General features: G+C 63.4%; 27 protein-coding genes. 17 read left to right on the top strand and 10 right to left on the bottom strand.

Features of this window, described 5'->3' with window-relative positions; genetic code table 11:
* Positions 1–18 precede the first annotated feature (18 nt).
* From AT395_RS02865 to AT395_RS02855, 3 genes are all read right to left on the bottom strand, one after another.
* Complete coding sequence (locus AT395_RS02865) at positions 19–1,518, bottom strand: MDR family MFS transporter (RefSeq protein WP_042113243.1); 1,500 nt, start codon at positions 1,516–1,518, stop codon at positions 19–21.
* Between the two features lie 390 nt (positions 1,519–1,908).
* Positions 1,909–2,148: a GlsB/YeaQ/YmgE family stress response membrane protein gene (locus AT395_RS02860; RefSeq protein ID WP_042113244.1), complete on the bottom strand. Its 240-nt coding sequence runs from the start codon at positions 2,146–2,148 to the stop codon at positions 1,909–1,911.
* A 32-nt stretch (positions 2,149–2,180) separates the two neighbouring features.
* Positions 2,181–2,435, bottom strand: a complete 255-nt coding sequence (locus AT395_RS02855) for a GlsB/YeaQ/YmgE family stress response membrane protein (protein WP_042113245.1) — start codon at positions 2,433–2,435, stop codon at positions 2,181–2,183.
* Positions 2,436–2,719: 284 nt separating this feature from the next.
* On the opposite strand from AT395_RS02855, the gene hemA reads away from it, so the two are divergent.
* From hemA to AT395_RS02830, 5 genes are all read left to right on the top strand, one after another.
* The gene (gene hemA, locus AT395_RS02850) at positions 2,720–4,012 is read left to right on the top strand and encodes a glutamyl-tRNA reductase (RefSeq protein WP_048628116.1); all 1,293 of its coding nucleotides are present in this window, start codon (positions 2,720–2,722) and stop codon (positions 4,010–4,012) included.
* Positions 4,013–5,095, top strand: a complete 1,083-nt coding sequence (prfA, locus tag AT395_RS02845) for a peptide chain release factor 1 (RefSeq protein ID WP_042113247.1) — start codon at positions 4,013–4,015, stop codon at positions 5,093–5,095.
* Positions 5,095–5,967 carry a peptide chain release factor N(5)-glutamine methyltransferase gene (prmC, locus tag AT395_RS02840; protein WP_042113248.1) on the top strand — a complete coding sequence of 291 codons (873 nt, stop codon included), beginning with the start codon at positions 5,095–5,097 and terminating at the stop codon, positions 5,965–5,967. The genes prfA and prmC overlap by 1 nt, the downstream gene beginning before the upstream one ends.
* Positions 5,968–6,048: 81 nt before the next feature.
* Positions 6,049–6,363, top strand: a complete 315-nt coding sequence (gene grxD / locus AT395_RS02835; protein WP_039373971.1) for a Grx4 family monothiol glutaredoxin — start codon at positions 6,049–6,051, stop codon at positions 6,361–6,363.
* A 10-nt stretch (positions 6,364–6,373) separates the two neighbouring features.
* On the top strand, positions 6,374–6,982 hold the full coding sequence (locus tag AT395_RS02830; RefSeq protein ID WP_048628117.1) for a UbiX family flavin prenyltransferase: 609 nt from the start codon (positions 6,374–6,376) through the stop codon (positions 6,980–6,982).
* Positions 6,983–7,053: 71 nt separating this feature from the next.
* On the opposite strand, the gene AT395_RS02825 is transcribed toward AT395_RS02830, so the two are convergent.
* Positions 7,054–7,635, bottom strand: coding sequence for a VOC family protein (locus tag AT395_RS02825; protein WP_048628118.1), 582 nt, complete (start codon positions 7,633–7,635; stop codon positions 7,054–7,056).
* 162 nt (positions 7,636–7,797) lie between these two features.
* Here AT395_RS02825 and AT395_RS02820 point away from each other — a divergent pair, with 162 nt between their 5' ends.
* The 6 genes from AT395_RS02820 to AT395_RS02795 all read left to right on the top strand — a co-directional run bounded on the left by AT395_RS02820 (position 7,798) and on the right by AT395_RS02795 (position 14,603).
* Positions 7,798–8,091 (top strand): hypothetical protein, encoded by a 294-nt coding sequence (locus tag AT395_RS02820; RefSeq protein WP_042113251.1) that lies wholly within the window; start codon positions 7,798–7,800, stop codon positions 8,089–8,091.
* A 207-nt stretch (positions 8,092–8,298) separates the two neighbouring features.
* The gene (locus AT395_RS02815) at positions 8,299–8,616 is read left to right on the top strand and encodes a hypothetical protein (RefSeq protein WP_042113255.1); all 318 of its coding nucleotides are present in this window, start codon (positions 8,299–8,301) and stop codon (positions 8,614–8,616) included.
* 1,022 nt (positions 8,617–9,638) lie between these two features.
* Positions 9,639–11,336: a methyl-accepting chemotaxis protein gene (locus AT395_RS02810; protein ID WP_042113257.1), complete on the top strand. Its 1,698-nt coding sequence runs from the start codon at positions 9,639–9,641 to the stop codon at positions 11,334–11,336.
* Between the two features lie 105 nt (positions 11,337–11,441).
* The gene (locus AT395_RS02805; protein ID WP_048628119.1) at positions 11,442–12,284 is read left to right on the top strand and encodes a CheR family methyltransferase; all 843 of its coding nucleotides are present in this window, start codon (positions 11,442–11,444) and stop codon (positions 12,282–12,284) included.
* Positions 12,268–12,795, top strand: coding sequence for a chemotaxis protein CheD (locus tag AT395_RS02800; protein WP_042113260.1), 528 nt, complete (start codon positions 12,268–12,270; stop codon positions 12,793–12,795). The genes AT395_RS02805 and AT395_RS02800 overlap by 17 nt, the downstream gene beginning before the upstream one ends.
* Positions 12,792–14,603, top strand: coding sequence for a chemotaxis protein CheW (locus tag AT395_RS02795; protein ID WP_048628120.1), 1,812 nt, complete (start codon positions 12,792–12,794; stop codon positions 14,601–14,603). The genes AT395_RS02800 and AT395_RS02795 overlap by 4 nt, the downstream gene beginning before the upstream one ends.
* 155 nt (positions 14,604–14,758) lie before the next feature.
* Here AT395_RS02795 and AT395_RS02790 read toward each other — a convergent pair whose 3' ends face one another.
* The 4 genes from AT395_RS02790 to AT395_RS02775 form a co-directional block, all read right to left on the bottom strand.
* Complete coding sequence (locus tag AT395_RS02790) at positions 14,759–15,940, bottom strand: DUF3734 domain-containing protein (protein WP_042113262.1); 1,182 nt, start codon at positions 15,938–15,940, stop codon at positions 14,759–14,761.
* 82 nt (positions 15,941–16,022) lie between these two features.
* Positions 16,023–16,808 carry a 3-hydroxybutyrate dehydrogenase gene (locus AT395_RS02785; RefSeq protein WP_172961526.1) on the bottom strand — a complete coding sequence of 262 codons (786 nt, stop codon included), beginning with the start codon at positions 16,806–16,808 and terminating at the stop codon, positions 16,023–16,025.
* Between the two features lie 167 nt (positions 16,809–16,975).
* On the bottom strand, positions 16,976–18,643 hold the full coding sequence (gene ettA / locus AT395_RS02780) for an energy-dependent translational throttle protein EttA (protein ID WP_042113265.1): 1,668 nt from the start codon (positions 18,641–18,643) through the stop codon (positions 16,976–16,978).
* Positions 18,644–18,706: 63 nt separating this feature from the next.
* Entirely contained in the window at positions 18,707–18,982 is a 276-nt protein-coding gene (locus tag AT395_RS02775) for a 2Fe-2S iron-sulfur cluster-binding protein (RefSeq protein ID WP_042113267.1), read from the bottom strand.
* A 218-nt stretch (positions 18,983–19,200) separates the two neighbouring features.
* Here AT395_RS02775 and AT395_RS02770 point away from each other — a divergent pair, with 218 nt between their 5' ends.
* From AT395_RS02770 to AT395_RS02755, 4 genes are all read left to right on the top strand, one after another.
* The gene (locus AT395_RS02770) at positions 19,201–19,587 is read left to right on the top strand and encodes a nucleotide pyrophosphohydrolase (protein WP_082117676.1); all 387 of its coding nucleotides are present in this window, start codon (positions 19,201–19,203) and stop codon (positions 19,585–19,587) included.
* Positions 19,588–19,783: 196 nt separating this feature from the next.
* Positions 19,784–20,896 carry a metallophosphoesterase gene (locus AT395_RS02765; RefSeq protein ID WP_048628121.1) on the top strand — a complete coding sequence of 371 codons (1,113 nt, stop codon included), beginning with the start codon at positions 19,784–19,786 and terminating at the stop codon, positions 20,894–20,896.
* Positions 20,897–21,053: 157 nt separating this feature from the next.
* Entirely contained in the window at positions 21,054–21,350 is a 297-nt protein-coding gene (locus AT395_RS02760; RefSeq protein ID WP_042117472.1) for an acylphosphatase, read from the top strand.
* 1 nt (position 21,351) lies between these two features.
* Complete coding sequence (locus AT395_RS02755) at positions 21,352–21,810, top strand: GNAT family N-acetyltransferase (RefSeq protein WP_048628122.1); 459 nt, start codon at positions 21,352–21,354, stop codon at positions 21,808–21,810.
* Here the strand turns inward: AT395_RS02755 and infA are convergent.
* Positions 21,807–22,028 carry a translation initiation factor IF-1 gene (infA, locus tag AT395_RS02750; RefSeq protein ID WP_010808709.1) on the bottom strand — a complete coding sequence of 74 codons (222 nt, stop codon included), beginning with the start codon at positions 22,026–22,028 and terminating at the stop codon, positions 21,807–21,809. The two genes, AT395_RS02755 and infA, sit on opposite strands and share 4 nt — an antisense overlap.
* 586 nt (positions 22,029–22,614) lie before the next feature.
* On the opposite strand from infA, the gene AT395_RS02745 reads away from it, so the two are divergent.
* Positions 22,615–23,091, top strand: coding sequence for a CBS domain-containing protein (locus AT395_RS02745; RefSeq protein WP_042113271.1), 477 nt, complete (start codon positions 22,615–22,617; stop codon positions 23,089–23,091).
* A 212-nt stretch (positions 23,092–23,303) separates the two neighbouring features.
* A complete protein-coding gene (locus AT395_RS02740) occupies positions 23,304–24,104 on the top strand; it encodes a hypothetical protein (protein ID WP_042113272.1) in 801 nt (266 codons plus the stop codon).
* 109 nt (positions 24,105–24,213) lie between these two features.
* Here the strand turns inward: AT395_RS02740 and AT395_RS02735 are convergent, their stop codons facing one another.
* Positions 24,214–25,701 carry an MFS transporter gene (locus AT395_RS02735; protein ID WP_048628123.1) on the bottom strand — a complete coding sequence of 496 codons (1,488 nt, stop codon included), beginning with the start codon at positions 25,699–25,701 and terminating at the stop codon, positions 24,214–24,216.
* Positions 25,702–25,868 lie beyond the last annotated feature (167 nt).

The raw sequence follows: 25,868 nt of genomic DNA, 5'->3' as shown, positions 1-25,868 counted from the left end.
CGCAGACGAATGCGCCGATTAGTGTCCGCCCGGCACGAATTCGGGCTTTTCACGCTTGGCGCCGCGCGAACGGTCCACTGCGTTGGTGGGCACCAGCAGCAGCAACACCACCACGCCGACCGAAATCGCCAGAATCGAGAGGAACGTCAGGTGCAGAGAATGTTGCAACACCGCGCGAATCGCCTGATCGGCCACCGTCGACACGCCCCGGTCTTCGAGTACGTGACGCAACTGATCTGAGGTCACGACGCCCACATCGCTCGAATGCGTCAGCCCGAAATTGAGCACGGCCCCGAAGAGCGTTGCGCCCAGCGTGCTGCCCAGATTGCGCGAGAAGATGTTCGACGCCGTGGCGCTGCCACGCTGCGACGGGTCAACCAGTTCCTGAATCAGCACGAGCGCGCTCACGCTGCCCGTGCCCATCGAGAAACCCATGAGCAACGAGCCGAAGCCCGCGAGCAACGGCGAACTGCTCGGCCCCAGCAACGCGAAGACGATCCCGCCGACCGGCATTAGCAGGCTGCCGCCCACGAGAATGCGGCGCAGACCGAAGCGCGTGAAGGTCTTGGCGGCAAGCGTCGCGCCAATCGGCCAGCCGACCATGATCATGGTGAGCGCCATGCCTGCGACCACCGGCGTTTGACGCAGCACCCCCTGCGCATACATCGGCAGGAAGGTAGTCAGCCCCATGAGCACCATGCCCGAGAGCAGTGTCGCCGCATTGGCCGCGGCAATCGGACGACGGCTCCACAGCGCGAACGAGATCATCGGGTCCTTCGCGCGACGTTCCTGCCACACGAACAGCAGCGACGCGATGGCACAAGCCAGCACCCCGGCCCAGACATGCGTGTCGGAGAAGGCGTTGGCATCAGTGAGCGCAATCATCAGCGCCGCCACGGCAATCGTGAAGAATACGGCGCCGAGCACGTCGATACTCGGACGCTGGCGCGGTGCCTCTTCATGCAGATAAGCGATGAAGCCCACTGCCGCCAGCAAACCGATGGGGATGTTGATCCAGAAAATCCACGCCCACGACAACTCGCGAATGATGAGGCCGCCGAGCATCGGACCAAGCACGGCCGAGATGGCCCACACGCTTGCCAGATAGCCCTGCACCTTGCCGCGCTCGCTGATCGGGTAGTAATCGGCAATGATGGTCAGGCTGACCGGTTGAATGCACGCGGCGCCCACACCCTGCAACAGGCGGAAAGCGATCATCGCGGGCATCGACCACGCCAGCCCGCCGCCGAGCGAGGCCACCAGGAAGACAACAATGCCCACCAGGATGACCGGCTTGCGGCCGTAGAGATCGGCCAGCTTGCCGAACACCACGGTCATGGCGGTCTGTGCGAGCAAAAACGCGGAGAAGACCCAGCTATACAGATTCAGGCCGCCGAGCTGGGCGACGATTTGCGGCATGGCGGTCGAAATGATCGTGGCCTCGATGGCGACCATGGAGGTCGCCGCCATGACGGATGCCACGATGAATGGCCGCATGGAATTGCGTGTCGCAGACATGTGTTCTTTTAATGAGGGGGATCGGGCGTACCAACTTGCGAGGAGCGCCGCCGCGCCCTGTCAGGCACGGCAGCCACGCCAGAGGACGGAAGACGGGGATCGAACGTGGCGGCGGTGCCGCACGCGTAGTCAAGACGACTTGGGCCTGGCGATGGCGACAAGCATAGCCGAACGCGGGAAAACGCGTATGACGCCCGCGGCGTCATCGGGCCGCGAGGCCAAAACCCTTGTCCCACGGGCCTCTGCGGCCCGCAAAACCCTGCTCGGAGGCTGGTTTTGGAAGGTCTCGGACTACGCAAAACGCCCGTTACGCCGATCCGTCAGGCAACGTTGCCCCGGCGCGACACAAACCGCCGGAGAACGTCTCGAATTCCGGAGCGCGCGTGCGGCCTATCGTCGCACCAGACGTAACAACGCGAGCAGCACGATCGCGCCGATGGTGGCAGTGATGATGCGACCGAGCGTGCCGTATCCCACGGCAATGCCCAGATGCCGGAGCAGCCATGCGCCGACGAACGCGCCGATCACCCCGACGACCATGTCGCCGATAAGACCGAAGCTGCCGCCGACCACCAGCCCGGCAAGCCACCCGGCGACGAGTCCTACCAGCAAAAGCACGACGATGTCCATGACAGGGCCTCGTGGTTAGCGTCAGCGCGCGCTCAGGCCGCGCGGCTCCGCTTGATGGCGCCGTAGATCACCAGCAACACGATCGCACCGATGATAGAGGCGATCCAGCCGGCCGACTGGCCTTCGGTGTAGAAGTGGAGAAACTGTCCGACATAGCGGGCGAGCAGCGCGCCGGCAATGCCGAGGATGATGGTCATGATGATGCCCATGCTGTCCCGGCCGGGATGCAGGGCGCGTGCGATGAGGCCGACAATCAGACCGACAACGATGGTGCCGATAATGCCCATGACGTGTCTCCAAGGACGGGAATCCGAAGGCAGTATAGCCTTGAAACCGGCCGTTTCGGCAATCGCCATTTGCAGCCCCGCCGGGCTTGGCCGCCGTCTGATATATCAGACGGCGACACCGGTAGCGGTCCGCGCTATGCCGGGTATAAGGGATGTCTATTTGTCAAAACCGGACGTCTGCGCCATGATGGAGCACGCGATCCCAAAGCGCGGTAGCTGCGGCACCCCCGAAACGGGTATCGCGTCGACGCGCTATAATCAGGGGCTATCAGATCCCCCACATCATGCAACTGCTCGCTCTCGGCCTGAACCACCACACGGCGCCCGTCTCGCTGCGCGAACGGGTGGCGTTTCCGTTCGAGCGAATCGAGCCGGCGCTGGCAGGTCTGAAGAGTTTGTGGACCGGCGGCGATAGCGGCAGATTGAGCACCCCCGAGGCCGCCATTCTGTCGACCTGCAATCGCACCGAGATCTACTGCGTCACCGACGACGCCGCCGCGCGCGAGCGCGCGGTGCACTGGCTGGCCCAGTTCCACAACATTCCGGCCGGCGACCTTGCTCCTCATCTGTACGCCCTTCCCCAGTCCGATGCCGTACGTCATGCGTTTCGCGTGGCGAGCGGACTCGACTCGATGGTGCTCGGCGAGACGCAAATCCTCGGTCAGTTGAAAGATGCCGTGCGCACCGCATCCGAGGCGGGCGCACTGGGCACCTATCTGAATCAGCTATTCCAGCGCACGTTCGCGGTCGCCAAGGAAGTTCGCGGCCAGACCGAGATCGGTGCGCATTCGGTGTCGATGGCCGCCGCAGCGGTTCGTCTCGCCCAGCGCATTTTCGAGAGCATCAGCACGCAGAAGGTGCTGTTCATCGGCGCGGGCGAAATGATCGAGCTATGCGCCACGCATTTCGCCGCGCAAAATCCGAAGGCGCTGTTCATCGCCAACCGGACGGCCGAGCGCGGCGAGAAGCTCGCCGAGCGTCTGGGCGGCACGGCCATCCGTCTGTCGGAGCTGCCGCAGCGCCTGCATGAGTTCGACATTGTCGTGTCGTGCACAGCGAGCACGTTGCCGCTGATCGGCCTGGGGGCCGTCGAGCGCGCCATCAAGGCCCGCAAGCACAAGCCGATGTTCATGGTCGATCTGGCCGTGCCACGAGACATCGAACCGGAAGTCGGCCGTCTGGCCGACGTTTTCCTGTACACCGTCGACGATCTCGGCGCGGTAGTGCGCGAAGGCAATGCGCTGCGTCAGGCCGCGGTCGCACAGGCCGAGGCGATCATCGAGACGCGTGTTCAGAACTTCATGCAATGGCTCGACGCCCGCAGCGTCGTGCCGGTCATCCGCGACATTCACGGCACCGCCGAGGCAATGCGCGTGACCGAGCTTGAGCGTGCCCAGCGCATGCTCGCGCGTGGCGACGATCCCGCCGCCGTACTCGAAGCCCTGTCCCTGTCCCTCACCAAGAAATTCCTGCACGGCCCGACGCACGCGCTGAATACGGCGCGCGGCGATTCGCGCGAGCAAATCATTCACCTCATTCCCGAACTGTTCCGCACCTCGGGAAACGCCGACAAATAGATGAAAGCGAGCATGCAAGCCAAGCTCGACCAGTTGACACAACGTCTGGTCGAGCTTGATGGGCTATTGAGCCAGGGCGACGTCACGCGCGATCTGGACAACTACCGCAAGCTCACACGCGAACACGCCGAGCTGGCGCCGGTCGTCGAACAATATCGCCAGTACCGCGACGCCCAGAGCGATGTCGCAGCAGCCCAGGAAATGGCGGCCGACCCGGAAATGCGCGAGTTCGCGGAAGACGAAGCCGCTCATGCCCGAGCGCGTATGGACGACATGGAAAGCACGCTGCAACGCATGCTGCTGCCGCGCGATCCGAACGACGACCGCAACATCTTTCTGGAAATCCGCGCGGGCACCGGCGGCGACGAATCGGCGCTGTTCGCGGGCGATCTGCTGCGCATGTACACGCGTTACGCGGAACGCCAGCGCTGGCAGGTCGAGATCATGTCGGCCAGCGAATCGGATCTGGGCGGCTACAAGGAAGTGATCGTGCGTCTGATCGGACAGGGCGCGTACTCGCGTCTGAAGTTCGAGTCGGGCGGTCATCGTGTGCAGCGCGTACCGGCCACCGAAACGCAAGGCCGCATTCACACGTCGGCGTGCACGGTGGCGGTCATGCCGGAAGCCGACGATGTCGCCGAAGTCGAAATCAATCCGGCCGACATCCGCATCGATACGTTCCGCGCGTCGGGCGCGGGCGGGCAGCACGTCAACAAAACGGACTCCGCCGTGCGTATCACGCACTTGCCGACGGGCATCGTTGTCGAATGTCAGGACGACCGCTCGCAGCACCGCAACAAGGACAAGGCACTCAAAGTGCTGGCCGCGCGTATCAAGGACGGCCAACTGCGCGCCCAGCAAGCCAAGGAAGCCGCCACCCGCAAAAGCCTGATCGGCTCGGGCGATCGTTCGGAACGCATCCGCACGTACAACTTCCCGCAAGGGCGCATGACGGATCACCGCATCAACCTCACGCTCTACAAACTCGAATACATCATGGACGGCGATCTCGACGAGATGATCAACGCCCTCGTCACCGAGCATCAGGCCGAACTGCTGGCGTCGCTGGGCGAGGCCGCCTGATGCCGCACGGCGCCGGCGACGCTCACGCTGCGCAGACGGGCACCACGGACGCTACCGTTGCCTCGCTGCTGCGCGAACCGGGACTCCCGCCGCCGGAGTCGCGCATTCTGCTCGGCCATGTGCTCGGCTGGACCCGCACGCAACTGATTACCCGGGATCGCGAGCCGCTCTCGCCCGAGACCGTCGCCGTCTATCGCGCGCTGCATGCGCGTCGCCTCGCGGGCGAGCCCATTGCCTATCTGACCGGCACACGCGAGTTCTTCGGCCTGACGCTGACGGTCAGCCCGTCAGTCCTCATTCCCCGGCCGGAAACCGAATTGCTCGTGGAACTCGCCCTGGCGCGGCTCGACGGACGCGCAACGCCGCGCGTGCTCGATCTGGGCACCGGCAGCGGCGCGATTGCACTGGCCATCGCCCACAGCCGGCCCGACGCCCGCGTCACCGCCCTTGACCGCTCGACCGACGCGCTCGACGTCGCGCGCGAGAATGCCCGTCGACTTGGGCTGGACGCCCGTGTCACCTTCGTCGCCAGCGACTGGTACGCCGCGTTGCCGGGCGACACTGCCCCGTTCGACATCATTGTCTCGAACCCGCCGTACATCGTGTCAGGGGACGAACATCTCTCGCAGGGCGATCTGCGTTTCGAGCCGGTCGACGCCCTGACCGATCACGCCGACGGTCTGGCCGCGCTGCGCACCATCGTGGCCGGGGCACGGTCGCGCCTACTGCCGGATAGCTGGCTGCTTTGCGAGCACGGCTATCATCAGGCCGCCGACGTTCGTGCGCTTTGCCGGGCGGCGGGCTTCGCCGACGTCTTCTCCGAGCGCGATCTGGCGGGTATCGAGCGCACGACCGGCGGCCGGCGCGTCTGAGCACACGCCGACGGACGCGGCCGAAAACCGCTAAAATGCCAGATACGCCGAATTTCCGGCATCCCAACGGGCTTTTCCACCATGACCACCCAGCAACGTATCCAGCAAATCGTCACCGAACATCCCGTCGTGCTCTTCATGAAGGGCAATGCGCAATTCCCGATGTGTGGCTTCTCGGGCCGCGCCGTGCAGATCCTGAAGGCCTGCGGCGTCGACAATCTGTTCACGGTGGACGTGCTGCAAGACGAGGAAATTCGTCAGGGCGTGAAGGAATTCGCCAACTGGCCGACCATTCCCCAGCTCTACATCGGCGGTGAATTCATCGGCGGCTCGGACATCATGATGGAGATGTACCAGAGCGGCGAACTCAAGCAGGTTCTCGCCGACCTCGCGTAATTCCGCCTCGATGACGGTATCGACGGGAACCCCCCGGCCCGCGCGTCTGGTCGTTGCCATCACTGGCGCGACCGGCGCGATCTATGGGGTGCGTCTGCTCGAGCGCCTGCGTGCCATGGGCGGCGTCGAGACGCATCTGATGGTGTCGGGCGCAGGCTGGCTGACGCTGCGTCACGAACTCGGGCTGGAGCGTGCCGACGTGCAGGCGCTAGCCGATCACTACCATAGCGTGCGTGAGGTCGGCGCCAACATCGCGAGCGGCTCGTTCGCGACTGCGGGCATGGTCGTAGCCCCCTGCTCGATGAAGACGCTCGCGAGCGTGGCGCACGGGCTTTCGGACAATCTGATCGCCCGCGCCGCCGACGTCACCCTGAAGGAGCGCCGCCGCCTCGTGCTGATGGTGCGCGAAACGCCCTTCAACCTCGCGCATCTGCGCAATATGACGGCGGTTACCGAAATGGGCGGCATCGTCTACCCGCCGCTGCCGGCGTTCTACAACCATCCGGCATCGCTCGATGCCATGGTCGACGATACGGTCTCGCGCGTGATCGACCTGTTCGACATCGCGCCCCCCGTCGCGACGAGTTGGGACGGCCTTGGCAAGGACACCGAAGCCTGAGTTGGTTTGTCTGCGGCGGTGTGTGACGCTGTGACGCGCGTTGCGAGTGCGTCGAGCGCCTTCGCGGCCGCTCACCTCACGCCGTCGACCCAGCGCTGCAAAGTGTCGAGCGCCCCTTGCCACTGCCCGGCAGCCGACTCGGGGGTCTGCACACACAACTCCAACATGATCTCGTTCGGATCGAGCAGATAGAGATGGTCTCCATCGCCATGATGCTCAACCGCGAACCGCACGTCGTGCGCAGTGAGGTGTGACTTCCAGCGCTCAAGCGCTTCGAGGTCTCTCACGCGCAGAGCAACGTGATGAATCTGTGCCGCAGGGGTGTCGGAATGCCCGTCCGGCGCCAGACCGTCGCAATTGAAGAACGCCAGCGCTTCGCCCGTCGCAATCTCATAGCTCACCAGCAGATAAGGCTTGCCCCACAGGCGGCTCATGCCGGTCTGCGCGCCGGCGAGCGTGAAACCCATGACGTCGACGTAGAATCGATGTGTGAGAATTGCGTCGTAACTCGGGTACGCGACGTGATCGATGGCCACAGGGGTCACAGGTGCCGTCGACGCGACGGCGAGCGTGGAGTCTGGCTCGACCTGATTCATCACGATCCCCCGGACAGCGAAGTGGCGATTGACGCCAGCGTGGCCGCCGCGCAGCATGGCAGCGGCATTCGGGAAACTGCGCCTGTAGTGTAGTCCCGCAACCTGCGTAGCAGCAACCGAGTGTCAGCAAGAGCCGCATGGACTATAGTGAAAACGCCACACTTTGCGTGCCAAGCCGCATCCCCCCGTGGTGTGACATGTTCGCGACCGGAGTTTGTCATGGAGACCACCCTCTCGCCTGTTGTCGTCTACGCAGTCGTGACCCTCGTTTTCGTCATGCTGGTACTCGTCGTGCCCGCCGGCGCGCGTTGGCGTCAGGTGGCCTGGCCAGCGTCGATGCCGCCACTATCGCCACACCGTCCGGGCGATCTGCTCGGCACGCAGCGTACCCCCTACTGGCGCTCGCCGAACGATACCCAGGACCTGCGGCGCCCGTCGTACTTCGCGACGTCCGCGCGACGCGGACGTCGTCCTGCGAGTTTTCTCGCGCCGCGAGATCACGAACGACGCTGAATCGCTAAGCAAGACAAAGCGAGCCAAAGTCAGCGAAAGGCCCTTGCCTGCGATCGTCATCGCAAATTTCCTTACGCCTTGTTACATCTGTAGTGCCGCCGTAGCACAGGCCGGCAAACGCGAACCGTAAAATCTGCACAACGAATCGCGCGCCGGTGACGCATCGAGTCGATGCGCACCGGCCCAGACGGAAAACAAGGAGAACAGATGCAAGGTCAATTCCGGATCGCTGCTGCGGCCGTCACAGCCATCGCGGCGGTACTCGTTTCGAGCAGTGCGTTCGCCCGCACCGACGTCTCGGTGAATATCGGCATTCCCGGGCCGGCCATCGTAGCGCCGGGCCCGGTCTATGCACCGCCGCCGGTGTACGCAGCCCCGGCCCCGATGGTCATCGCTCCGCCCCCGCCCGTGGTCTACGCACCGCGACCGCATTACTGGCGTGGCCCGCCACCGGGCCATTGGCGTCATGATCGGGGCTGGGATCGTCGCGATTACGATCGCCGCGACTGGCATCATCACCGTTAAGTGAGTCAAAGCGGCCTATCGCTATCGCGAACCCCGCCCCACCGATGACGCGGGTTCGCGACGACCGACAAGAAGTGCCCCGCAGGGTAAAACCTGCGGGGCTTTTTTTATCGGAATTGGAAAAAACATGGCTCCCTGTTCATTGATGGAACTTGATTTTCAATTCCCGAAGTCGGCCATCGTTTTTTATTGAGTAAAACATTTTTAAGCATTAATAGCGATAGCAACACGGATGGCCGTAATAGCCTCCGTAATACGGCCTGGCCGGAACGACAACACACCCGGCAAGCGTGACGGCAAGCAGCGCAGCAACGACGAACTTCATGATCTAACTCCTGAAATGGAACGTGAATCCGTTCGCTTTCTTTATATCGTCGCGCCTGTAGGAAGCCCATCACGCGTCTGTAAGCCGTGTAAGCGAAGGTTGCCAAATCGGGAATGTGTCGCACTTTGTTACGTAACACGTGGCGTATGCGGTCGTAACATCGCATGCCCGGGTATGCCACAAGTCAATAACGACGGGCACTTCCAGGCATCGCCCCGTCTGGCACGGGGATTGCATAGTCATGTGCGTCGCCCTTTCAATTGCCCCGAAGAGTGCGACTTTGAGTACGCCCCCCCTCCCGTTTCAGACGCGGGAGGGGGTCTTTTTCGCCACGCCTCCGATCCGCCATATCGAGAATCTCCGATTCCGGATCGCGACCATTTCCTGCGCCGTTATCGTGCAGGCGAAAACTGATTATCCATTTCATCTGCACGTTTGAAGTGTATTGACGCTATAACAGCGTCGACTTCGCGCGCCATTCCTATATCTTTAACTCCTTATTTGACGCGGCTTTCGAAGCGTTTTTACGGTTCGATGCAAAAACAACATGCGGGTAGGCACTGATCTCAAGTTGCCTATTGCGCTGTCGTAATCGCGTCTATAGAGGACTGCGCGCCAACTACGGGGCATACCGCAGCATCCCTTTCGTGACGGCCGCACGACACGCGCCGGGGCTAGCGTATCAGGGGAGAAGGTCATGGAAATCGCCACGCCTGAATTCCAGATGGAACAGCAGGAGCTACAGGCCGTCAGCGCCGCGCTCAATCGCGTGCAGGCCGTCGTCGAGTTCGACTTGCAAGGGCGCGTTCTGCACGCCAACGATAATTTCCTGCAGACGCTTGGGTACCGGCTCGACGAAATTCAGGGCCAGCATCACCGCATGTTCTGCGAGGCCAGTTACGCGGCGTCTGGCGCTTATCGCGAATTCTGGGCCAAACTCGGCCGCGGCGAATTCGATGCCGGCGAGTACAAGCGCATCGGCAAGGGCGGCCGTGAGGTATGGATTCGCGCCTCTTACAACCCCGTATTCGACGCCAACGGCGTGGCCTACAAGGTCATCAAGTTCGCCACCGACATCACCGCCGACCGGGAACGTCAGGCCGAATTCGAAGGCAAGGTGCGCGCCATGGACCTTGCGCAAGCGGTCATCGAATTCAACCTCGACGGCACCGTCATCACGGCCAATGACAACTTCCTGAAGGCGCTTGACTACTCGCTCGACGACATTCGCGGCAAGCATCACCGTCTGTTTTGCGAGCCGGAATACGTCGCCTCGCACCTGTATCACGACTTCTGGGCGAAGCTCAATCGCGGCGAATTCGACGCGGGCCGTTACAAGCGCATCGCGCGCGGCGGACGGGAAATCTGGATTCAGGCGACGTACAACCCGATCCTCGATGCGAACGGGCGTCCGTACAAAATCGTGAAGTTCGCCACCGACATTACGCAGCAGGTCGAACTGGAGGCGAGCGTGAAGCGCCGCGCCGAAGACGACCAGCGCAAGGTGGCTTTGCTGCTCGACACGGTCAATCGTGCGGCTGCGGGCGACCTGACCGGCGAAATCGCCGTTTCGGGCAGCGACCCCATCGACCAGTTGGCCGACGGTATTCGTCACATGATGGATGACCTGCGCGGCGTGATCGGCAAGGTCGTCAATTCGGCAGGCGAGTTCTCCGGCGCGTCGCGCGACATTGCGGATCGTGCAAATACCGTCGCCACCGGTGCCCAGGCGCTCGGCGCAACCGTCGAAGAGATGAACGCGTCCATCGAAGAACTCACGGCGTCGATCAACTCGATTGCGGACAACACCAAAGGCGCCGACCAGCTCGCCAAATCGACGCAGCAGGAAGCCGAAACCGGCGCGCGCGCCATTGCCCGCTCGGTCGAAGCGATGGAGCTGATCAACAAGTCGTCGGAAGACATCAGCGAGATCGTGAAGGTGATCGGCGAGATTGCCGGGCAGACTAACCTGCTCGCGTTCAACGCGGCGATCGAAGCGGCGCGCGCGGGCGAGCACGGCCTCGGCTTCTCGGTCGTGGCCGACGAAGTGCGCAAGCTCGCCGAGCGCTCGTCGCAGGCGACCAAGGAGATTTCCAAGCTCATCAACGAGTCGACCAAGCGCGTAGCGCAGGGCAGCGAAGTGTCGCGTCAGGCGGGCGAGGCATTCGAGAAGATCGTTGGCGGTGTGTCGCGCACCACGCAGGCAATCTCCGAGATTTCGTGTGCCGCCGAAGAGCAACTCGTTGCCGCGCGTGAAGTCAGTCTCGCCATTCAGCACGTTGCGGAAGAGACGGAAAAGTCCGCCGGCGCCTGCGAGACGATCGCGCAGGCAACGACCGGTCTCAATCAGGGCGCGGAGGAACTCGACCGCACCGTATCGCGATTCAAGGTGTAAGCACTACCCGGCGGCGACCGCAGGCTTGCGCGGTCGCCGACCGGTATTTTCCGGCGCTGTCCGACGGTACAGAACCGGATCGAATGTCCTCCAAGAGGGCTGACTATGGAAATTGAAGCCGACGCCGACCCCGGTACCCAATTAGCGCTACTACGCGCCGTTCACCGGTACACCGGTATCTCGATGAGCGAGAAGAAGTGGACGATGTTGCAGGGCCGGTTACGCCCTCGCCTGCGCACGCTCTCACTGCGTTGCTACGGCGACTATCTCGCGCTGCTCGAAAACACGCCAGAGGAAGTGCGCAACTTCGTGAATCTCGTAACGACGAACGAGACCACATTCTTTCGCACGCCGCGTGTCTGGGACTACTTCTCCCAGCACTATCTGCCGCGCTGGCACGCCGCCAATCCCGGGGGCACCTTCCGGATGTGGTCGGCCGCCGCGTCGTCCGGCGAAGAGTCGTACTCGGCCGCAATGATCTGCGAAGAATTCCGCATTCGGCACGCCGGGTTCCAGTACCAGATTCATGCCACCGACATTTCGAGTCAGGTGCTGGCCGTGGCGATGGCCGGCAACTACGGGGGGCGCAGCATCGACGGCCTCAAGCAGCAACGCCCGGCCATGCTCGCGAAGTACTTCCGTCCGAACGCCGGCGGTTTCAGCGTCGCGCCGGAATTGCGGGCTCACATTACATTTGCCGAACACAACCTGTATCAGCGCATGGTGCGTCGCGAGGCGTTCGATCTCGTCATGCTGCGCAACGTGCTCATCTATTTCGAAACCACCGACCAGGAACGCGTTCTGGAGAACGTACGCCGCACACTTGCCCCCGAAGGCGTGCTGATCGTCGGTGAATCCGAGTCGCTCTCGCGGCTCTCGACCGGCTATCAGTTTGAGCAACCTCTCATTTACCGGAATCAGGGAGCGTCAAATGGGGCCGTCGCATGACATTCAGGTGTTGATGGGCGAGGTGCGCATCGGGCGCGGCGAAGACGTGCTGCGCGCCACGCTCGGCTCGTGTGTGGGCATCGGTCTGATGTGGCGCGCACGCGGACTCTACGGACTCGCGCACTGCCTGCTGCCCGAGGCGCCGAATCCCACGCTCGCTATCGGGGCAAAGTACGTAACGCAAGCCGTGCCATCGTTGCTCGCACTCATGAAGGCCGATGGCGCACGCCGCGGCGAGATCGAAGCCGTGATCGCTGGCGGCGGCAACATGATGCCGCACCAGCCGCCCGCCCGGCACGGGTTGATCGGCGTGGCCAACGCCCAAATGGCGCAGGCGTTGCTTGCCGAGACCGGTATTCCGATCGTGCACGTCGAAGTCGGCGGTGAGATCGGACGGCAACTCACCATCGATTGTGCGAATCACGCGTTCCACGTTCGCGCGATCGGCACCAACGGGGGCGCTGCGACGCTGCGTCGCCCCGCGCTTCGACTCGTAGGACGGGAATCATGAACGCACGCACGCCAGGATTTCCATTTCTGCATCGCGACGCCGTCGCGGGCACGGCCGTACTGCCGCCCACGGTGTCGCCTTATCGGGGGTATGCCGATTACGGCACGCCCGCCGGCACGACGACGCGCCTGCGCGACATGCCGTCTCACGGCGACACGGCATCGCCGACCGCCTCGGCGCGTGCGCAGCCGGCCGAAGCGCAAGCCGGAGCGGCAGACCCCGCGCCCGGTGCCGCAGCCGCACGCATACCCCCCGCTCAGAGTCCGTCGAGTCCGGACGACATCGAAGTCTTCGGCTCGTTTCATCTGGGCGATGTCGAGTTCGCCCTGCCCATTGCCGCGTTGCAGGAGGTCGTGAACTACCCTGAGCGCGTCACACCCGTACCGCTTTCGCCATCGTTTCTGCTCGGGCTATTCAACCTGCGCGGCACCCTCATCCCGATCGTCGACCTGAAGCCGTTGCTCGCCATGACGTCGCACACATCGGTCGACGCCGCACCCGCGACCGAGAAGATCGCCATTGTCGATGTCGACGGCGTGCGCGTTGGGCTGCTGTTCGACACGACGAGCGAGATCCTGCGCGTGCGCGCCTCGCAACGCACCGGGTTCGAGTACGACGCATCGCACACCGCGCCACAGGTGGTCTCCGGTGCGATCAAACTCGACGGCGGCGACCGCATTCTCCAGATCCTCGCACCGGCCGCGCTCGTGCACATCGAGAACATGCCGCAGTTGCTCGCGCGGCAGGCGCTCACGGCGCCGCAACGCCGCCAGCAACGTCAGCGATCGCAATGCGTGTCGTTCATTGTCGAGCACTCGCGCCTCGCACTGCCGATGAGTGCGATTCGCGAAATCATCCGCATTCCCGACTTGCAGAGCTCGGCGCTTGCCAGCGAGTTTTGCGTCGGCATGCTCAACCTGCGCGGCACCGTCGTGCCGGTCGTCGACTTCGCGCATTTCCTCGGATTGCACGCGAGCCGCCCGGAAGCCGGCATTGCGGGTACGGCGTCGGACCCGCGGCGCATTCTGATCGTCAAGCAGGAAGACGTGCACTTCGGTTTGCTGGTGGATGCCGTCGACAGTATCGTGACGTACTACGCCGATGAATTGCTCGCCATGCCGTCGTTCAGTGCCTCGCACGCGCAGCTTTTCTCGGGCTGCATCACACGCGAGCAAGCCGACGACATCGTGTTGCTCAACGCGGACGAACTCTTCACGCACTCGCAGGTACTCGACCTCACGCGTGGCCATCGCGACTTGTACCGCGAGACCGACAAGGCGCAGCCCGCGAAGGCGGGCGATTCGGCGTATCAAGGCACCGGGGCGAAGTCGGCCCGAGGCACGCGGCACGCTTACGTGTCGTTCCGTCTGCAACATATGCTGGCGGTGCGTCTCGATCAGTTGCGCGAGATCATTCACGATTCGCCGGACGTCATACCCGCGCCGGGTGCGCCACCGTTCGTGCGCGGCATGCTCAACCTGCGGCGCGAGTTGGTCACTATCGTCGATCTGCGAGCGCTGTACGGCATGCCGTCGCAAGACGATACGCAAGCGCGCAAGATTCTCGTGATCGAACACGGCAAAGACAAGTTCGGGCTGCTCGTCGACGCGATCGAGAACATTGTCACGATCGACGAAGCCGACAAGCTGCCGGTGCCCGCCATGTTGCTCGGCCGGGCCACCCATGAAATGCGCAACGACATGCGCGAAGCGGTCGAGTTGCCTGCGGCAGATGGTGCTGCACGCACTGCGATGCTGCTCGATTTACAACCGCTCAAAACGCGGCTGGAGACCGCGCTGGTGCAGTAATTGCAGGCGATGCTCGGGAGGGATTTTCGGTGTAATGCCGGCGCGAGACCCGCGCTGGTTGCATGGCCCTGCGGCGTGTCGGGGGGCACGTCGCAGGGGTGGTATGGCAGCAGTGCGGTGAGGTGCCGGGCGGGGAACGCGGGATGCAGACGGCGTCAGACGACTTCGTGACGATGAATATCGTGCGTGATGAAGCCGGTCGTGTCGTTGGGCATCGTCAGCCATTCGGGGTGCGCGAGTGTGCGTCGCACATCGTCGAGGCCACTCGCCCAGTGATCGAGCATGGTGGACAGGCCGAACTGATAATCCTTGTAGTGCCCCTCGTACTCTTTGTTGCGATAGATCAGTTGAATGACGTTGTAACGCTTGCTGCAAGCGATCTCTTCGGCGGCATGACACCATGGGTCGCGCGCGCGCACCTCCGCAGGCACCCGTTCGAGCACCTCGCGCAGGACCCGACGATAATGCTGAGCGCGTTGAAGATTGTCGGTCACGAGACGCGTGCGGCTCGAAAACTGAATGTCCTTCTGCCGGTCGGCAACGTCGTTCAGATTGTCGGGCAGCGGCCCCCGCGCACTCCACAGATCGACCTGAAACGCGAGCGTGTCACGACGCGGCGACGTGCCCAGTACTTCCGAGAGCGGGGTATTCGATACGAGGCCGCCATCCCAGAAAAACTGACCGTCGATTTCCACAGCAGGGAAACCCGGCGGCAAAGCGCCGGACGCCATGAAGTGTTCCGCGCGTAACACCTCACGTGTGTTGTCGAAGTAGACGAAATTACCCGTGTGTACGTTGACAGCGCCAACGGACACCCGAACCTCACGCGAATTGATGCGGTCGAAGTCGACGAAACGCTCCAGCGTGCTACGTAGCGCCGACGTGTCGTAATAACTCGCATGCGCCGGATCGCCCATGGCGGTAGGCAGCGGCTGCGGCCAGCGCGGCGAGAAAAAGCCCTTCTGGCCTTCGACCATGGCGCGCCAGGCCTGCCACGCGCTGTAAGCAATGCGGCCCGACTCCGGGCCGTTGAGAATGGCCGCTTCGAGCGGTGCGGGCAGCGGAGGGAACACGGCAGGTTCGCAGATCGTGCGCCAGAACGCTTCGAGCTGGGCCACGCGACGCGCCGGCGGATTCCCCGCGATGACCGCCGTATTGAGCGCGCCGATGGAAATGCCCGCGATCCAGTTCGGAGCAATGCCCGCTTCGAACAAGCCGGCGTACACCCCCGCCTGATAGGCCCCGAGTGCTCCCCCGCCTTGCAAAACGAGTGCGACCGTCTCGTAGGGCGGCAGATCGATAGCGCGCTTGGGGACTTTCGGCGGATTGGCCGTCATGACCGTTCTCCTGAAACTTCCTGATACTGACCTTCGGGGCGGCGCCGGCGTTCAAGACTGCCGGCGCGGTGCAACCGTCTGCTTATTGCATGAACCAGCCGTGGCTCACCACGAACGACTGGCCCGTGAACGCGGCCGTCGGGAAAGTGGACAGGAAGAGCGCGGTCTGTGCAACGTCGTCGACCGTGGTGAACACACCGTCGACCGTGCCGCCGAGCATGACCTTCTTGATGACCTCGTCTTCCGAAATACCCAGTTCCTTGGCCTGCTCCGGAATCTGCTTGTCCACGAGCGGCGTGCGCACGAAGCCCGGGCAGATAACGTGCGAGCGCACGTTGTGCTTCGCCCCTTCCTTGGCAAGCACGCGCGCGAGGCCCAGCAATGCATGCTTGGCCGCCACATAGGCCGACTTGAGCGGCGACGCCTCATGCGAGTGCACCGAGCCCATGTAGATGACGATGCCGCCGCGGTCGTCCTTGTACATATGCTTGAGCGCCGCCTTGGTCGTGAGGAACGCGCCGTCGACGTGAATGGCCTGCATCTTCTTCCAGTCGGAGAACGCGTAGTTCTCGATGGGATTGACGATCTGGATGCCCGCGTTCGAGATCAGGATGTCGACCGAACCGAACGTATCGGCGACCTTGTCGATGCCGCTGTTCACCGCCTCTTCGCTGGTCACGTCCATCGCCACGCCGATGGCTTTGCCGCCTGCCGCCTTGATCTCTTCGGCTACGGCGTCGGCACCCTGCTGGTTAAGATCGGCAATCGCCACGGCCGCTCCGGCGCGCGCGAGCGTCAGCGCAATTTCCTTCCCGATACCGCTGGCCGCACCGGTCACCACGGCGACCTTCCCATTCAACTGATTCACTGACTGGCTCATTTGCTCACTCCTGATTCGTCAAAATGGCGGGTCATGCCGCGCAGTGCGCGTCGGCATGGCACGTCGAACACGGGTGGTGGACGGCAAGCCGGTTGCGGCGACCTGCCATGCCACCGTTCAAACAGAAAAGGCGCCTTGCGGCGCCTTTTCCTGCATTACCGCGCGATCGGCTTGTAGCGGATTCGCTTCGGTTTTGCGGCCTCCTCGCCGAGGCGCTTCTTCTTGTCCGCCTCGTACTCCTGATAGTTGCCCGGGAAAAACTCGACGTGCGAGTCGCCTTCAAAGGCCAGAATATGCGTGGCGATACGGTCGAGGAACCAGCGATCGTGCGAGATGACCATCACACAACCGGCGAACTCGAGCAGCGCGTCCTCAAGGGCTCGCAGGGTTTCGACATCCAGATCGTTCGACGGTTCGTCGAGCAGCAACACGTTGCCGCCGGAGATCAGCGTCTTGGCCATGTGCAGACGGCCACGCTCACCGCCGGAGAGCGAACCGACCTGCTTCTGCTGGTCCGAGCCCTTGAAGTTGAAGCGGCCGATATAGGCACGCGACGGCGTTTCGTACTTACCCACCGTCAGCACATCGGCACCGCCCGAGATCTCTTCGAACACCGTCTTGGTGCCATCCAGCGCGTCGCGGCTCTGGTCGACGTAAGCCATCTTGACCGTCGGCCCCACCTTGATCTCGCCGCTGTCCGGCTGTTCGCGGCCCGTGAGCATCTTGAAAAAAGTCGACTTACCGGCGCCGTTCGGGCCGATGATGCCGACAATCGCGCCCGGCGGCACGGTGAAGCTCAGATCGTCGATCAGCAGACGGTCGCCGAAAGCCTTCGACACGTTCTTGAACTCGATGACTTCGTTACCCAGACGCTCACCCACCGGGATGAAGATTTCCTGGGTTTCGTTGCGCTTCTGGTATTCCTGGCTGTTCAGCTCGTCGAAACGGGCAAGACGTGCCTTCGACTTTGCCTGACGGCCCTTCGGGTTCTGACGCACCCACTCCAGCTCCTTCTTGAGCGCTTTCTGACGGGCCGACTCGGTCGACTCTTCCTGCTTCAGGCGCTGCTCCTTCTGATCGAGCCAGGAGCTGTAGTTGCCCTTCCAGGGAATGCCGTGACCGCGGTCGAGTTCGAGAATCCACTCGGCGGCGTTATCCAGGAAGTAGCGATCGTGGGTAACGGCGACCACGGTGCCCGGAAAACGCGTGAGGAACTGTTCGAGCCAGTCGACGGATTCGGCGTCCAGGTGGTTGGTCGGTTCGTCGAGCAGGAGCATGTCCGGCTTCGAGAGCAGCAGACGGGCGAGCGCCACACGGCGCTTTTCACCCCCCGAGAGCACGCCGATCTTGGCGTCCCACGGCGGCAGACGCAGCGCATCGGCGGCGACTTCCAGCGTTTGTTCGATGTTGTTACCGTCGCTCGCGGCGAGAATCGCCTCGTACTTGGCCTGTTCGGCGGCAAGCGCATCGAAGTCGGCATCCGGCTCGGCATACGCGGCGTAGATCTCGTCGAGCTTCGTGCGCGCTTCGAACACTTCGCCCATGCCGCCTTCCACGGCTTCGCGCACCGTCTGTTCCGGATCGAGCTGCGGCTCCTGCGGCAGATAACCGATATTCAGGTTCGCCATCGGAATCGCTTCACCCTCGATCTCCTTGTCCACGCCCGCCATGATTTTGAGCAGCGTGGATTTGCCCGAACCGTTCAGGCCCAGCACGCCGATCTTGGCGCCCGGGAAGAACGACAGGGAGATGTCCTTGAGGATGTGACGCTTGGGCGGCACGATCTTGCCCACGCGGTTCATGCTGAATACGTACTGTGCCATTCGGCTTTCCTGATCCTGAAACGGTTATGACGGCTCGGAGGCGAGCGCCAGATAGCGCCAAGTTTAACAAAGCGCAGCGTCGGGCGCGTCGATGACGAGGTCCGCGCGCGCGTACGCACAGCACGGCAGCAGCCAACCCTGCCCCTTCTCTTCGCGCGACAACCCCGGCCAGTCGATCCGATAGGCCACCGGTGCAGGCTCACCGCCGGTTCGAGCCTGACACAGACACGCGCGACAGGTGCCGTTGCGGCACAAGCTCGGCAGTTTGATACCTGCCGCCAGCGCCGCCAGCAGAATCGGTGTATCGGCCGGCGCATCGAACTGCCAGCCCGACGGCATGACCGTCACACGGTGAGCCGCCGGCTCGGGCGCTTCCCGGTGCTCATTCGGTGCGGCGACGGGATCGGAAGAGGAACTGTCCAAGGGATACGGTTTCGGAAGAGATCGGAGCAGTGCACGGCGCATCTTGCCTCAACGCGCTACCATACCTCGTTCCTGCGGCTTTTTGTCGCGTCCCCGAGCCCATCTGCGGCCAACCCTTCCGAATACCGTCTCCCATGTCTGCTGCCCCAAAGGAATCCGCTGTTTCCGGTGACGTCGGCACCGATGTCGCGAACGACCGCCTCATCGATACGACCGGGCTGGAAGCCGCCCTCCAAGCATTTGCCGACGCGCGCGACTGGCACCGGTACCACACGCCGAAGAACCTTGCGATGGCGTTGTCCGTCGAAGTGGCCGAACTGGTCGAGATCTTTCAGTGGCATACGGATGCCGAAGCCAAAGCCGTCATGCAGACAAGCGAGGCGCGGCATGTTGAACAGGAACTGGCGGATATCGCCATGTATCTCGTGCGGCTGTCGTCGGTGCTGGGCGTTGATCTGAACCGGGCGGTGTCGGAGAAACTCGTGATGAACGCACAAAAGTACCCAGCGCCGCGCGCATAGTTTTTCGCGCGCTCTTGTAATCGCGCGCCGCGCCCGCATAACGCTGGCATAGCGCCCACGCCGCCCCGATTTCCGATCAGACCACGCCATGTCTCAACCGTCTCACGCCTCACAGGCGCCGCAGCCCCCTTCCGGTAGCGCACACGCGCACGGCAAGTCGTCGCGACGCACATTACCCGCACGGCCGCGCTGGTTGATGCTCGGTCTCATCGCGCTGTTGCACGCGTATATTGGCTGGCGGCTGCTCACGCCCCTGCCGGTTGACGCGGGCTGGAAGGTGTTGGGAGGGTTATGGCTGATCGCCTCGACCGTCCTGATCCCGCTCGGCCTCATGAGCCGTGCCATTCAGCGTGAGCCACTCGCGACATTGCTGACCTGGACCGGCATGACGGCCATCGGCATTTTCTCTACGCTATTCGTTCTCACGCTGCTGCGCGATCTCGTGCTGGGCGTTGCGATGGCCTTCTCGGTACTCGACGAACAACTCGTGACCCGCTCCGCGGTCATTGTGCTGGGGTTGACCGCGTTGGCCACCGTATTTGGCTTCTATAACGCGCGGCGCCTCGCACGCGTCGTCGACATCGACGTACCCATTGCCAACCTGCCGCCCGAACTCAAGGGCTTCACCATCGTGCAGTTGAGCGACATTCACGTCAGTTCGACCATTCGCCGCCGTTACATTGAAGCCATCGTCAAAGCGACCAACGAACTCAAGCCGGATCTGGTCGCCATCACCGGGGATCTGGTCGACGGCGGCGTGCACGCCTTGCGCGATCACATCGCACCGCTCGCGCAGATCACCTCGCGCCACGGCACCTATGTGTGCACGGGCAACCATGAGTACTACTCGGGGGCCCCGGCATGGGTCGAGGAATTGCGCCGCATCGGCCTGACCGTACTCGAAAACGAGCATGTGGTGCTTGAGCACGAAGGCGCGTCGCTGACCGTGGCAGGCGTGACAGACTTCACCGCGCACCATTTCGATCCGGAGAAGCGCAGCGACCCGCTCGCCGCCATCGCCGGCGCCCCCGAGGGGGTGCCGCGTGTGTTGCTCGCGCACCAGCCGCGCAGCGCACCGGCGGCACAGGAAGCCGGCTTCGATCTGCAACTCTCCGGACACACACACGGCGGACAATTCTGGCCGTGGATGTACTTCGTACCGTTGCAACAGCCGTATGTGCATGGCCTGCACCGGCTCGGCCGGCTGGCGATCTATGTGAGCCGTGGCACGGGCTATTGGGGACCGCCCAAGCGGTTCGGTGCGCCATCGGAGATCACGCGCCTGCATCTGGTGCCGGGCAAGGCGTAAGCGTCAACACCGCGCGCCAGGGAAGGCGCGAGCGTGGCCGTCACGCGATGACGCTACAATCGCGCCTGCCCCGAAAGCCTGTCGTTTGCGTTCGCGTACGTGCTTCTCGCTCGTTCTCCTGCCCGTTTTCCTGCTCGTTTTCCTGTTACTCGCCGCCATGAAGTCACTCCCGCCCAGTTCCTCGCTCGAAACCGTTGTCGTCCGTTTGCGCGGGAAGATTCAGGGCGTCGGCTATCGACAGGCGGCGGTGCGCGAGGGGCATCTGATTGGTGTCCGCGGCTGGGTGCAGGCACTGCCCGAGGGCGACATCCTCGCGACGGTGCAAGGCACGCCCGACCAGGTCGACAAGATGCTCGAATGGATGCGGCATGGGCCGCCCGGCGCACGCGTAACTGAATTTGAAAGCGAAGTGGAGTACACCGGCCGCCGCTTCGACCGTTTCGAACAGCTCTGACATGACGACACCCCCACTCACGACCCGCCGCGCCGTCGACGACGACGCTCCTCGCATCGTCGCTTTGCTCGCACAACTGGGCTACGACACGCCGCTGGAGATCGTTCTCCGGAACATCGCCCTGTCAGCGGCCAATGGCGACGACGCAGCGTTCGTCGCGGTCGACGAAAACGGTCAAATCGTGGGATGCATGGGTTTGCACGCGCTCACCATGTTTCATCTGGCGGGGCGTCTGGGGCGCATTACAGCGCTGGTGGTCGAGGAGAATGTGCGAGGCTCGGGCGTCGGGCACGCGCTGATGGCGGCCGCGCACGCATGGTTCATCGAGCAGGGATGCGAGAAATTCGAAGTGACGAGCAGCGACCATCGGGTCGCCGCACATCGCTTCTATGCGCGGCATGGCTATGCCCGTGACGGGCAACGGCTTGCGCGCAAAAGCCAGACGTCTTCGCTGACTTAATTCTTGTGACGGTAGTTGATGCGGCCCTTGCTCAGGTCATAGGGCGACATTTCCAGCGTCACGCGGTCACCCGCCAGAATGCGGATGCGGTTCTTCTGCATGCGACCGCTCGCATATGCCATCACTTCCACGCCGTTTTCGAGCGTGACGCGAAAGCGATTGTCCGGCAGCACATCCGAGACGTGTCCGCTGAATTCGATCAGTTCTTCCTTGGCCAATATCGTGTCCTCTTGAGGGTGCCGCTCGCGAGGGCGCAGCACCGATGTTACTGAAGGTTCGTTCGCCAATACCCTCGCCGCACTCCTGTCTTTGACGGAGTGCACATCGAACGCCAAAAGGAGCCTACCCGGTGGACCGGCCACGAAGGCATGACGGCGCACCGAAAAGCGGCGATGGTTCGAAGGAGCAAGGCACATTGCGGCAGTGCCACAATGACGAGCAGTGCGTGTCGGGAGGGCGAAGACCGTAGGGTCCGCGTCATCGGCACACCGAGTGATCCGGCTCGCAGGACATGGCTGTCAGCGGCGCCGATAAAGCATTTCGCGATCGTCAGGCGATGATCGGCGAATTTTCGCCGATCCCGCTAGGATACGCCTTTCTACGTCGGCCGTGGGAAAAATATAGCAATGGCAAGCCCTTTTGGAAGCTTTTGTCGTCTATTTGTGACGCAATGCACCAATGACGGCACCTACGGCTCACGCATGGGGCTGCCCCTCGGACCCTTCACTCGGGGTCAACGCGGGCATGACGCGCGACGAGCACTCAACTATGCTGTAAGTACCCGTAGCCCGCAGGAGGAAGACCATGAAAACAGTCGCTCAGATCCTGAAGTCGAAATCGGCCGACACGGTGTACCAGGTACGCCCGACCGACTCGGTCCTCGATGCCTTGACCCTGATGGCCGAAGCACGGATCGGCGCGGTGCTGGTCAGTGAAGACGACGGCAAGATCGTCGGCATCTTCACCGAACGCGACTACGCGCGCAAAGTGGCGCTCATGGGACGCACCTCGGTCAACACGCCGATACGCGACGTGATGACCTCGGCCGTGCGTTACGTCAGCCCCGAGCAGACCAACGAAGACTGCATGTCGCTGATGACGGAGCACCGCATTCGTCACCTGCCTGTCATGAAAGACGGCGAACTGATCGGCCTGCTGTCCATTGGCGATCTGGTCAAGGCCATCATTACGGAACAGCAGTTCACCATCGACCAGCTCGAGAACTACATCATGGGCGGCGGCGCCGCGCTGACGGGCCGCACGTCATCGCGCCCAAGCTGAGCCAGCGCTCACTCCGCACATCGATGCCACCCGGCATCGCGTCGCATTCGTCACATTAAGACCGGCAGCGCAATCAGGGGCACGGCGCTTCGTTCGAAGCGCCGTTTTTTCGGGGACATGACACAAACAGCCAGACGTGGTCCGCTGTGTTGGGCGGCGTATGCCAAAATGCAAACGCCCCTCCCGGTTTTCGACAGCGTCCATGCCTGCCCTTGTCCCTCACACCCGCTAACTCAACCGATCTGGCCTTCGCCCGCCAGGCGTCTTCGATCGACGGACGTTCGGCGTTCCATGCCGTTGACACGCACTTGCCTCGCGGCGTCTGGTGGGCCGCGGGGGCGGTGCTCGCGCTGCACTGGCTGGCGTGGATCGCCACCCCGGCCTCTCTCGTCGACCTCAGCGACAACGCCTCCGGACGCACGGCCATGCAGGTCACGCTCATCGCGCCATCCACGCCGTCGGTAACACCCGCGCCGCGCAATCCGGCGCATCGAGCCTCTTCCGGCGCCGAATCACCGCGCAGCGCCAGCGCCCCGCCCACAGCCCGTGCACCGGCACCTGCAACACCGCAGCCGCAGACTTCGCCGCCCTCACTATCCGTCAAGCCCGCCGAGCTACGGGGGGCGCCGTCGCCAGCGCCGAGCGCCCCGGCACCTGACTGGCGCGCCGATATTTCGCGGAACGCCGGCGCACAATCGGCGGCGAAAGCCTCGTCGCCAATCGCGAGCGCCGAGCGCGCGGTCACCGACCAGTCGCAGCGCGCCGCATCACTCGATACGCCGTCGGTGCAGGGCAACGTCGCACAACGCGCCTTCGCGCGTGAATTCGGATCGGGTCAGGCGGCGGTAAGCGGACCGAAGGCCACGCGCGAAGGCGGCAATCCGTTGGGCACCCGGGAGTGTATCGAGATGAACGGGAAAACGTCGTGTTCGCGCCAGCGCAATCTGGCGAGCGACATCGACCCGTTCATGAAGCGTGAGCGCCTGTTCTCGCCCGAGATCGGGTTGCGCTGAATTGTCGGGCGTCCCTGTCACAGGTCCTACGGTCTCGCGACCCTCGCCGCCCGATATTGGCAGGCGCCATTGCGGCGCCGCCACGGATCCGCCCGCAGGCGGGCAACGCTCAGAAGTCTTCTGCGTCGACGTCGTAATTCGACGGTTCCCAACGGATCGCGAGCAGCGCCAGCAAACCGATAGCCGGCGCCGCGGCGATAACCCAGAACACCTTCGTCGCCAGCGCAGCCGCCAGCACCGGGAAAAGGAACAGCGAGACGGTCGAGCTGGTGCGCATCAGGGTCTGGTTGAAGCCGACCCCCACGCCGCGCAGCGACGTCGGGTAGCTCAGCGATGCAAACGTCATCGAATGCGCCCCCGGACCAAAACCCTGTCCCAGCAGGAACAGCGCGAGGAAACCCAACGCCCATGCCACCTGCACCGCACCGTCCGGCTTGCCGACCAGCGCAAGACCGACGAGCGCCGCCAACTGGCAGGCGTAGCCGAGTACCGTCAGCTTCCAGGCCCCCACCTTCGGCACAAGGCGCACGCCCAGCAACCCACCGGTGAACGCGAACAGCAGGTTCAGCGCGAGCGACATCAGAATTGTGGTGAGCATCGACTGCGCGAGGAAACTCGCGATGATCACGGGCAGCCCGAACGCCACCGCGTTGTACGCGAACGACGACGCCACGGCGATGATGGTCGCAAGCGTCGTACGACGCAGATACACGCCCTTGAGCAACGCCCCGTAGTTGCGCCATGCGGCAGGGCGCTTCGGTGCCACCCGCTGCGCATCGGCGGCGACAACGGCATCGATACCGTAGGAACGCTTCAGAATCTTTGCGGCGCCCTCGAGGTCGCCCTGATTCGCCGCCCACACCGGCGATTCGCTCATATAGCGGCTACGCACGGCGATGATTGCCAGCGCCGGAATCGCGCCGAAGCCGAGAATGATTCGCCACAAGAGCGCGCTGTGCGACGATGGCAACACCGAGTAGCAGAGCAGCACGAGCAGGTACGACGCGCAGATCGCCGCATACCAGGTGGGACACCACATCGCGACCCGTGCCGCTTTGTTGCCTCGCCCCTTGAGCTTCGAGAATTCGGCGAGGAATGCCATCGCCACCGGCAAGTCGATCCCCACGCCCAGCCCCATCACGAAGCGCGCGCCGGCCAGCACGTACTCGTTCGGCGCAAATGCGCAGGCGATGGCTGCGATCACGAAGCACAGCATGTCGGCCATGAACACGCGATAACGGCCGATGCGGTCGGTGAAGTATCCGCCGAGGAATGCCCCCACGATGGCGCCGAACGTGATGGCCGATGCCACCATGCCTGTGCCTGCCGGCGTGAGATGGAATTCGCGGGCCACGTCTTTCAGACCGAAAGCGAGCGCGCCAAGATCATAGGCGTCGAGGAAGACCCCCCCGAGCGCGATGGCTACGATCCAGCGCGCGTTGGACACGCGGGCGCCACCCTCGTTGACGAGTTGCGCGACATCGGCAGCCGAGCGGATCACTGCGGGACCGGCGGCACCTTTGGCATGAGAGGCGGACGATACCGCGGGGCTCGCGTGTGCAGACGCGGCAGAAGACAAGGAAACGTCGACGGACATAATGCGGAACAGGGAAAAACGATGATCGGTCTGGCCAGCGCCAAAGGTCGCGATGTTACCGCTTGGTACCGGTGCATCCAAGTGTTTTCTGGTTATATGCTTAGACGATTCCCGCGTCACAAAGCGAATTTTTGACGTCGCACAGCAACAAAGCGCGAATATCTCCA

The organism is Pandoraea apista (assembly GCF_001465595.2).
In the GTDB taxonomy this organism is placed as follows: domain Bacteria; phylum Pseudomonadota; class Gammaproteobacteria; order Burkholderiales; family Burkholderiaceae; genus Pandoraea; species Pandoraea apista.
The sequence above is the reverse complement of the archived record's forward strand: the minus strand, read 5'-3'. Positions and strand labels throughout refer to the sequence as shown.